This window comes from Methanococcoides sp. (assembly GCF_030594565.1).
GTDB lineage: Archaea > Halobacteriota > Methanosarcinia > Methanosarcinales > Methanosarcinaceae > Methanococcoides > Methanococcoides seepicolus.
Window position 1 is genome coordinate 1 of sequence record NZ_JAUVEY010000082.1, and the last position, 9,822, is coordinate 9,822.

Here is a 9,822-nt window from a genome sequence, read left to right on the forward strand (position 1 = left end):
CGGATGCCAATCCAAAGTTTGGGTTAGAAGCTACAATAAAAATGGCAAATTGATCTTTGATCTCGATAGTGATGCCATGATAACCAAAGGGATCATTGCTCTTGTAGCTAAGGTAGTGAACGATCGGTATCCCCAGGAGATATTAGATGCTGACCTGTATTTTATTGACAAGATTGGATTGAAGTCAAATCTCTCGCCTGCAAGATCAAATGGACTTGAGTCGATCATCAATAGGATAAAAGAGGTAGCTATAAAAGAGGTAGCTACAAAAGAGGCTAATTTGAACTGTTCAAAAAATTAAAAAATTCCAGAACATATGGCTCTGTAGAAATAAAATATATTCAAAAAATAGAACAATAAAGGGCTCACTCGTCTGGCACCCGGATACGCTGACCTGCAGCGTTTAATATTCTCATTAGACCGGTAGGAAAACAATTCAACACCCCACCAGCACATATCAGATAATCTTATACCCTCTGGCGTTCTATCTTTTAATATGCCATATCCAGTTGCGCATGTTATGTTCTTCGTGTTCTGCATCTGTGCAATAGCAGTCTATACAACCCTTGTAGCTCTCCTTCGCAGAGATATTTCATCCAGAAATATCGTGCAGATCCTATTGCTGCTGTTTGTAGGAGCATTCTTTGCACTGTACCCGGACATCCCGGCTGTTTATAATATCCTTGTAAATGGTACCATGGAACACTCCTGGGTCGGACCGATACCAACGCATTCACTGTTTTTCAGCTCTTCTGCGATCCTATTCGGAACATTTATTGGATATATGCTATATCGGGAATTTGGCAAGGCTCTATATATGGGGATTTTTGCCGTGTCTGCATCCCTTGCACATCTATTACTGGATGATCTTGCCGGAGGCAGTATAAATTATTTTTATCCAATATCCAATAGAGCGATCAGTGTGTTCTCGTATATGGATGCAGGAGTTGCAAGGGTTGATTTTATTCGATATCTGCTGGCATCCTATGCATTGGTCTTCTTTCTCTTTGTTGTGATGATGATAGCATTGTTCGCATTGGATCACCTTGGTTTTGAGTTCAGATATAGGTCCGAAAAGTGATCTCATCGTATAAGGGATATCAGAGGGACTGTCTTGGGATAAAAGACATAAGCTTGTCAGGGCTATGCCGGAACTAGCAACAACGTATTATTACTTTTAGTAATAAATTGACGACATTGTTAGATAGTATTAAGAATAACTTATGGTCATAGGTGATAATACAATGAGTCGTGTAATTGGTCTAAATATCCCTTCATTTACGGTTGTCGCAGGAAGGTTTGCAGACAGGGTTTTTAATGCTCTTTTTGTTAGTGGTGAACATTCCATGTCCATGGGCCTCTACAGTTGCCCGGGCGGTTCCTGCAAATCTTCAGCTGCAGAGGACATAGTTGATGGAAATTAAGGGATGCCTTCGATCTCATCAAAAATAATGCAGTTAGGGGATCACTCATCTGATCCCGAAAAATCTTTTTTAATTGAAACCTTAGGGAACTTGAAACTACCGCCTTCGTGCTCAGGAAAATACTTTATCGGCATATAATATAGATTAGGGTGCACAGTATATAGAATATATATGAAATGCCGGGAAATATCCTCCCAAAAATAGCCATAAATAATATCGTATATCATTGATAACAGGAAGAAAAAAAGAGGGGATTTCATGACCACTAGCACAATATTTACACCGGAACACTACGAGAAGAACATACACCGGACAATACCCCATTATTCCAGCTTCCAAAAGGAGATCATCGACCTTATCAGAACAACAAAACCTAATTGTGAGGTATGGCTTGACACTGGGTGTGGCACAGGGTCTTTAATTGAGCTTGCAAATGAGACATTTGATGAGTGCAACTTTTACCTGAACGACCCTTCCGAAGAAATGCTATCATATGCAAAGACCAGACTTGGAAAATATAAGGCTGAACGGTTCAAATTCACAAATTATACCACCGCAGACCTGCCTTTATCCGAAGTACCAAAATGTGATGTTGTTACAGCGATACAATCCCATCACTACCTGAACAGGGAAGAAAGGGTAAACACCACAGCAAAATGCTACGAAATGCTTAAAAAGGGCGGCATTTTCGTAACGTTCGAGAATACCGCACCTGCAACGGAAAGAGGGATAGAGATCGTCATGGACAGATTGAGAAGATTCCAGCTCGAATGTGGAAAGGACAGTGTTGCTGTGGAAGAGAACCTGGATCGATTCAACACCGCTTATTTTCCGATAACGATCTCCGAGCACCTTGAACTGCTAAAAGAGACCGGATTCACCACATGTGAGCTTTTCTGGACATCATACATGCAGGCAGGCTTCTATGCCATCAAATGACAGAGAGTAATACATCAAATATACTCCAGCCTCACAGACAGAGCTCACATTTTCACTATTTTTGCCCTATCCCTGGTCAGATTGATGAGCTTGTCTGCAAAACCATCTTCCTCACCCTTTCTCACCTTAACGGATAGTTTGACCACATCACTATAATCCTCCCCGGTGACCTGTCCATATTCCTCAGCCAGCCTTTTGACAGACTGCATATCAGAATAATCAAGGCGGACCACCACATCCACCATCTCATGGACCTCAACTACTCCGGCTTCCTCAATTGCGGCAACTGCTGTTTCCCTGTAAGCCCTTGAAAGCCCGCCGAATCCCAGTTTGATACCGCCAAAATAACGGGTGACCACGACCACCGTATTGCTCAACCCCTTAAGCTCCAGCACCTTGAAAACAGGTTTTCCCGAGCTTCCGGCAGGTTCTCCGTCATCATCATATTTCGCCACCAGAGCATTGTCATTCTTTATCAGGTAAGCCGAAACATTATGATTGGCATCACTGTACTGTCCCTTGAGCTGATCAATAAAGGTCCTTGCCTCCGCCTCACTATCGATGGACCTCACATGACCTATGAAGGTAGAGTTCCGGAACTCTTTTCGGACAACTGCAAAAGAACCTACTGTTTTATACAATTCAACACCATCGCAATTAATGAATAGTAATAACATCAACCATTTAGAAAGACAGGATACATACGGATAGAGAACTATACCCAAGAATTAATTGATTATACATAAAATAGAGGGATTGTATGTTATATCGTAAATTTGGCAATACAGATGAAAAGGTCTCGATCCTTGGATTTGGTTGCATGAGACTGCCTGTGATCGATGGAAAAGAAGATCAGATCGATGAGGAAGAAGCGACCAGAATGATCGAATTTGCCATTGAAAAGGGAGTAAATTACTTTGATACCGCTTACCCATATCATGCCGGAATGAGCGAACCTTTTGTTGGAAAGGTACTTGCCAACAGCCTTCGGGACAAGGTGCTCCTTGCCACAAAGCTTCCTTTATGGCTTGTGCAAACAAGGGAGGACATGGACAGATTCCTTGATGATCAATTGGAGCGCCTTCAGACAGACCATATTGACTTTTACCTCATGCATGGATTCACCAGAGGATACTGGAACAAGATGAGAGAGCTTGGCATGTTCGAATTCATTGAAAGCGCCATTTCCAGTGGAAAGATCAAATATATCGGATTCTCGTTCCACGACGATATCACGGTATTCAAAGAGATCATAGATGGCTACGACTGGGATTTCTGCATGATACAGTACAATTTCATGGATGAGGACTACCAGGCAGGAAAGCAGGGACTTCAATATGCTGCACAAAAGGGAATAGATGTAGCTATAATGGAACCCTTACGGGGAGGAAATCTCGTACAGGTGCCTGAAACAGTACAGCGCATCTGGGACAGTGCCAAGATAAAACGCACCCCTGCAAACTGGTGTTTCCAGTATTTGTGGGACCAGCCGGAAATAAGCATAGTTCTTAGCGGAATGAGCACTTTTGAGCAGGTGGAGCAGAATATTGCCTATGCTGAGAAAGGAGAAGCAAATTCGCTTACAGACAATGACAAAGAAGTTCTCCAAAGGGTACGCAAGTTCTACAATGAGAAAATGGAAGTCAATTGTACCAACTGTAAATATTGTATGCCATGCCCAACAGGGGTGAATATCCCAGCCGCATTTACCTATCTTAACAGTGCCTCGATGTATGGCAATGTTGAGAAAGCGAGTTTCCAATATGGTCTGTTCGTACCCCCCGAAGAAGCAGCCTCCATGTGTACGGAATGTGGGCTGTGTGAAGAACATTGTCCGCAGCATATTCGGATACGGGAGATGCTGAAAAGGGTTGTGGAAGTTCTGGAGGAAAATGATTGACAGAACACTTCATATATAATTAAAGTGAACTGTATATACACACTTGAAGATTAATATTGTTAACTGAGTAGTTCGCCGAAAGGTAGGCAACATCAATGACAGAAAACGGTCGTTTTGTCTCTATTGAAGATCTAGTGAACAAGGGGGAAGAGAAATACAAGTTCCTCATAGAGAATACAAGTGATATACTCTACATAGTGAATTCAGAAGGAATTGTGCTCTATATCAGCCCACAGATGAATCACTATGGGATCGATCCTAAAGATGTACAGAACACTCATTTTGAGGACCACGTATACCCGGATGATCGTGAAAGGCTCATTGATGATTTCCATAAGACGATGGAAAGTCGTAGAGCTTTTAATACAACTTTCAGATTGGTCGATAGCGAAGGAAATCCGCATTGGATGGAAACCCTGCCACAGTTCCAGAGCAATAAAGATGGCAGCTCAGCAGGCATAATTGGAGTTCTCAGAGATATAACAGAACATAAGTTCACGGAAGAGGATCTGCGGACATATCGCACACATCTTGAAAAGCTTGTTGATGAAAGGACCGCTGAACTGACAAAGGCAAACGAGGACCTAAAAAAGAAAATTGAGGAACGAAAGGAAATTGAAGCTTCCCTGAAAGAAGAGAAGGCCCGTTCAGACAGTATATTGCATGTGGCTCCAATCGGAATTGGAAAAGTCATTGGTCGGAAGATATTGGAAGTGAACGATGAAGTCTGTCGTATGACAGGATACCAACGATCAGAAATGATAGGACAGGATACCCAGAGATTCTACATTTCCAATGAAGATTACAAAAAGGCCGGGAAAGAGATATACACCAATCTAACTGAAAAACGAATAGCTACCGTAGAGTATCCTTTCAAAAGGAAGAACGGGCAGATAATAGATATACTGCTTAATTTTGCTCTTGCGGACCCTGAAGATGCTTCAAAAGAGTATATTTTCACAATGCAGGATATCACTGAGAAAAAGCTTGCTGAAAGGACCATTAGGGAAAAGGAAGCAAAGAATAGAAGTATCTTCCTTGCCACACCGATCGGAATTGGTGTTGTCTGGGACAGGGTATTCAAAGATGTGAATTAGGGATTCTGTGACATTGTAGGCTACTCAAGAGAAGAGCTCATCGGAAGGAACGTAATGATATGTTACGATTCCGAAGAGGAGTACAATAAAGTTGGTACTGAGCTTATTAAGCTTATAAAAGACAGAACAACGGTAACTGTCGAAACAAAGCTCAGAAAAAAGGAAGGAAAACCTATTGACGTGCTACTAACAGTAGCCCTTGTAGATCCCAACGATCCCGAAGTAGGAATGACCTTTACCGCACAGGACATCACCGAACAGAAAAGGATAGCCCTGGAAAAAGAGAAGAAAGAGCGACATATTCGCAGTATATTCCAGGCAACACCAACCGGAATAGGAATCACATGGGCACGCAAGCTCCTCGATGTCAATGACAAACTGTATAAAATGTTCGGATATACAAAGGATGAACTTATCGGACAGGATACTGAGATCCTATATCCAAGCCGTGAAGAATATGAACGTGTCGGCAAAGAACTGAAGAGAATTATCGATAGCAAGAAACCGGGATTAATAGAATCACAATGGGTTTGCAAAAACGGGGATATCAGAGATATCTATATGACATTTGCACTTATCGATGTTAATGACCCTTCGGCAGGAGTTACCTTTACAGTGCAGGATTTTACAGAGAAAAAACTTGCCGAAGAAGATCTGTACAGACTTAACCAATTCCAGCAGACCATCATTGAAAGTGCAGATGTCTTGATAAATGTCCTCAACAAGGATGCAGAGGTAATTGTTTGGAACAATGCTGCAGAGGCCATAAGTGGATATTCCAGGGAAGAAGTACTTGGAACCACAAAAATATGGGATCTCTTATATCCTGATAAAAAATATAGAAATGAGATCTTCGCCATAGCTACTGCCATCATAAACGAAGGACAGAAGGTATCAGGATTTGAAACCGTGATCAAGAGAAAAGATGGAAATAAGCGCATAATATCATGGAATTCACGGGACCTTCTTGATGAGAGCGGCGAGACCATTGGCTCAATTGCAATTGGAAATGACATCACTAGGCAAAAAGAAGCCGAGAAGGTGAAAAAACAACAAGTTCATTTCATGCAGGAACTTATCGATGCCATTCCAGTACCAATATTCTATAAAGACAAGGACGGAATCTACCTTGGATGCAACGATACTTTTGCAGAATTCACAGGCATTCCAAAAGAGGATATGATCGGAAAAGGTGTCTATGAGCTGTACGAGAAAGATATCGCAGAGAAGTACAATAAGATGAATACGGAGCTCATTGAAAAGGGAGGGACTCAGACATACGAGTACTACTTGCGATCAGTTTCCGGACAAAACCGCGCAGTTATTTTTAACAATTCTATTTTCACAGATATAGATGGTAACGTTGCAGGACAGATCGGCGCAGTTTTCGATATAACAGAGCGTAAAGAGGCAGAGGAAGCCCAAAGAAAGCACGCCCATTTCATGCAGGAACTACTTGAAGCGATCCCTGCACCTGTGTACTATAAAGATAGGAATGGGAACTATCTTGGCTGCAACAGGGCCTTTGAGACATTTTCCGGTTCAAAATGTGAGGATATGGTAGGAAAGAACGCATATGAGGTATATGATGAAAAGCAGGCTGAAGAATACCACCATATGGACCGGGAACTTGTGAAGAACGGCGGAACACAGACATACGAATCTGAAGTCGTTTACAGAGGGGATAGGACAGAACGTAATGTCCTTTTCAATAAGTCAGTTTTCACTGACATGAATGGAGAAACTGCAGGACTTATAGGAGTTATCCTTGACATTACTCAGCGCGTGAGATCAGAAAACGAATTGAAAAAACAGCTTCATTTCCTCCAGGAACTGATGGACGCTACACCTGCACCGATGTTCTATAAAGACAAAAAAGGACTATATATCGGATGTAACAAAGCTTTTGAAGATATGACAGCTCATAAGAAAGAGGAAATTATTGGAAAAAGTGTATATGAGCTTTGTCAAAATGATCTTGCTTATAAATATCACGAAATGGATATGGAACTCATGGCCAATGGAGGAATCCAGATATATGAAAGTCAGGTCGAAAATCCAGTGACAAAAAGCAGACAAGATGTGATATTCCACAAATCGGTCTTCACGGATATGAATGGAGAAACGTTAGGACTTATTGGAGCCATCCTTGATATCACAGAACGTGTCAGGTCCGAAAAACTGCTTAAAAAATACTCTGAAGAACTTGAGCATTCAAATGAACTCAAAGATATCTTTACAGACATCATGCGACATGACCTTTTGAACCACGCGACTGTGATAAGTGGATATACATACATGATGCTTTCTTCAGAAGATGATGAAACGAAGCTGAAAAGATTGGGAAAGATCGATCTCAGTACCAAAAATCTTATTGAACTTATTGAAAGTACAGCAGCTTTTGCCAAACTGGAATCTACCGATGATCTGGAGTTTGAAGCCATTGATGTTGGTAATATGATAAATGGCATTATAGCCAACTTTGAGTATCAGGCAGAAGAAAAAGGTGTGGATATCAGGATAATTTCGGAAGGGGCATGCACTGCACTTGCAAATCCAATGATAGAGGAAGTTTTCGTCAATTTAATATCAAATGCATTGAAATACGGATCTGACAAAGGGGACATAGGGGTCCGAATTGAAGATGCGGACGACAACTGTAAGATCGCGGTCACTGATTCAGGCGAAGGCATTTCCGACAAAGACAAGCCATTGGTATTCGAGCGTTTCAAACGTGTGGGAAACAAGAGTATAAAGGGAAGCGGCCTTGGACTTGCTATCGTAAAAAGGATAGTTGACCTGCATAAAGGAAAGGTTGGTGTGGAAGATAATCCTGAAGGACAAGGTAGTATGTTCTGGGTCACATTGAAAAAAGCATAAATAATTATTAGGACATAGTAAAGATATAGAAAAATGGGAGGAATCAAATGGAAGAATTCACAACAGAGGAACTTGCAAAATACAACGGCAAAGATGGAGAAAAATGCTATTTTGCATATAAGGGGAAGGTCTATGACGTAACCGATAGCATGTTATGGGAGGACGGCGACCATCAGGGAATGCATGACGGAGGCATTGACCTTACCGAGGACCAGGAAGATGCACCCCATGATGATGATGTACTGGAAGATTTCACAGTAGTGGGAATTTTAAAGGACTGAAACCTTCTTTTTTTCGAGGCTTTGGTAGCCTCATTTTATTTTGTTCTGGGTAATAAACTCAAGAGCGGGCAGCATTTTTTTGAACGATTGTGTCCGAAATGTACATTCCCAACCACAATAGATTCACAATAAGGCAATTTTTGCCCTTTTAATGAAAAGTTATATAAACATATTTTCCGACTTGCACCCATGAACAAATATATTGTGAAATGCCCCGGATGCGGAGAAGTTCGTGACCCATACGCATTACACTGCCCTGATGATGATGCATTACCACGTACCGAATACTTCAAAAAGCAGATCGAGCCAACCGATATGCCGGGAATATGGAGATATTACGATTGGCTGCCTGTAAACGGCATAATCAAGAAGGGGTCCGGCAGACCTGTGACCTACAAAAGCGAAGGGTTTGCAAAAGAACTGGGATTAAGCGATCTGAATATAACTTTCAATGGATACTGGCCTGAAAAGGAGGGTGCCATAAGAACATGCAGTTTTAAAGACCTTGAATCGTTCCCAACCATACAGCGCCTCATGGAACGCAATGAGAAGAGGGTGCTTGTTGTGGCATCTGCAGGCAATACTGCAAGGGCATTTGCCTATGTAGCATCAATAACAGGATATCCATTATTGCTCATAGTTCCAAAGAACAGTACCCATCGGCTCTGGACAACTGAAGAGGATACATCTTCGGTCTGTACGGTAACGGTAGATGGTGATTACTACCAGGCCATTGCAATGGCAGAAAAGATAGCATCAAGGGATGGTTTTGTCAGTGAAGGCGGAGCACGCAACGTTGCCAGACGCGATGGAATGGGAACCGTGATGCTTGATGCTGTTCTCACTACAAAGAGCCTACCACAGCATTATTTCCAGGCTGTCGGAAGCGGTACTGGTGGTATATCCGCCTGGGAAGCATCCATGAGGCTAATAGAGGATGGTCGTTTCGGGAATAATATGCCACGCCTTCATCTTGCACAAAACCTACCATGTGCACCGCTTTATTCAATGTGGACAGGCGAAGAGACCAATGGGAACTGTCCGGAAGAGATGTACGATGATGTGCTGTTCAACAGAAAACCACCATACGGAGCCACCGGTGGCGTGAAGGATGCACTTGATGATACTAATGGAATTATCTACGGAATAACGAACAAAGAAGCTGACGAGGCAAGAAAGCTCTTTGAAGAGAACGAAGGCATTGACCTGTTACCTGCTCCTGCAATTGCCTGTGCAGCCATTATGAAAGCTTTGGAAAAAGGCGAGATAAAGGCCAATGACAGTATTGTTCTGAACATTAC

General features: G+C 42.1%; 10 protein-coding genes. 9 read left to right on the forward strand and 1 reads right to left on the reverse strand.

The features are described 5' to 3' along the window. The 4 genes from QAS77_RS07780 to QAS77_RS07795 form a co-directional block, all read left to right on the forward strand. Positions 1 to 301 (forward strand): SufE family protein (locus tag QAS77_RS07780; protein ID WP_305064787.1); only part of this gene is annotated, 301 nt, incomplete at its 5' end. Between the two features lie 195 nt (positions 302 to 496). Beyond that, positions 497 to 1,081, forward strand: coding sequence for a metal-dependent hydrolase (locus QAS77_RS07785; protein WP_305064788.1), 585 nt, complete (start codon positions 497 to 499; stop codon positions 1,079 to 1,081). 163 nt (positions 1,082 to 1,244) lie between these two features. Then, positions 1,245 to 1,424, forward strand: coding sequence for a hypothetical protein (locus QAS77_RS07790; protein ID WP_305064790.1), 180 nt, complete (start codon positions 1,245 to 1,247; stop codon positions 1,422 to 1,424). A gap of 258 nt (positions 1,425 to 1,682) precedes the next feature. Further along, complete coding sequence (locus QAS77_RS07795) at positions 1,683 to 2,363, forward strand: class I SAM-dependent methyltransferase (protein ID WP_305064791.1); 681 nt, start codon at positions 1,683 to 1,685, stop codon at positions 2,361 to 2,363. 44 nt (positions 2,364 to 2,407) lie between these two features. Here QAS77_RS07795 and QAS77_RS07800 read toward each other — a convergent pair whose 3' ends face one another. Further along, positions 2,408 to 3,004, reverse strand: coding sequence for an IMPACT family protein (locus tag QAS77_RS07800; protein ID WP_250867897.1), 597 nt, complete (start codon positions 3,002 to 3,004; stop codon positions 2,408 to 2,410). A gap of 119 nt (positions 3,005 to 3,123) precedes the next feature. On the opposite strand from QAS77_RS07800, the gene QAS77_RS07805 reads away from it, so the two are divergent. The 5 genes from QAS77_RS07805 to QAS77_RS07825 form a co-directional block, all read left to right on the forward strand. After that, on the forward strand, positions 3,124 to 4,263 hold the full coding sequence (locus QAS77_RS07805; protein ID WP_250867898.1) for an aldo/keto reductase: 1,140 nt from the start codon (positions 3,124 to 3,126) through the stop codon (positions 4,261 to 4,263). A gap of 95 nt (positions 4,264 to 4,358) precedes the next feature. Then, on the forward strand, positions 4,359 to 5,360 hold the full coding sequence (locus QAS77_RS07810; RefSeq protein WP_305064793.1) for a PAS domain-containing protein: 1,002 nt from the start codon (positions 4,359 to 4,361) through the stop codon (positions 5,358 to 5,360). A gap of 12 nt (positions 5,361 to 5,372) precedes the next feature. After that, complete coding sequence (locus QAS77_RS07815; RefSeq protein WP_305064797.1) at positions 5,373 to 8,240, forward strand: PAS domain-containing sensor histidine kinase; 2,868 nt, start codon at positions 5,373 to 5,375, stop codon at positions 8,238 to 8,240. Positions 8,241 to 8,287: 47 nt separating this feature from the next. Further along, positions 8,288 to 8,521, forward strand: coding sequence for a cytochrome b5 domain-containing protein (locus QAS77_RS07820; RefSeq protein WP_250867901.1), 234 nt, complete (start codon positions 8,288 to 8,290; stop codon positions 8,519 to 8,521). Positions 8,522 to 8,710: 189 nt separating this feature from the next. Beyond that, the coding region (locus tag QAS77_RS07825; RefSeq protein WP_305064795.1) for a cysteate synthase at positions 8,711 to 9,822 on the forward strand (1,112 nt) is incomplete at its 3' end.

Coding starts and splice junctions, on each gene's coding strand:
- QAS77_RS07820 (WP_250867901.1), top strand. CDS start 8,288: ATGGAAGAATTCACAACAGAGGAACTTGCAAAATACAACGGCAAAGAT.
- QAS77_RS07805 (WP_250867898.1), top strand. CDS start 3,124: ATGTTATATCGTAAATTTGGCAATACAGATGAAAAGGTCTCGATCCTT.
- QAS77_RS07790 (WP_305064790.1), top strand. CDS start 1,245: ATGAGTCGTGTAATTGGTCTAAATATCCCTTCATTTACGGTTGTCGCA.
- QAS77_RS07785 (WP_305064788.1), top strand. CDS start 497: ATGCCATATCCAGTTGCGCATGTTATGTTCTTCGTGTTCTGCATCTGT.
- QAS77_RS07810 (WP_305064793.1), top strand. CDS start 4,359: ATGACAGAAAACGGTCGTTTTGTCTCTATTGAAGATCTAGTGAACAAG.
- QAS77_RS07795 (WP_305064791.1), top strand. CDS start 1,683: ATGACCACTAGCACAATATTTACACCGGAACACTACGAGAAGAACATA.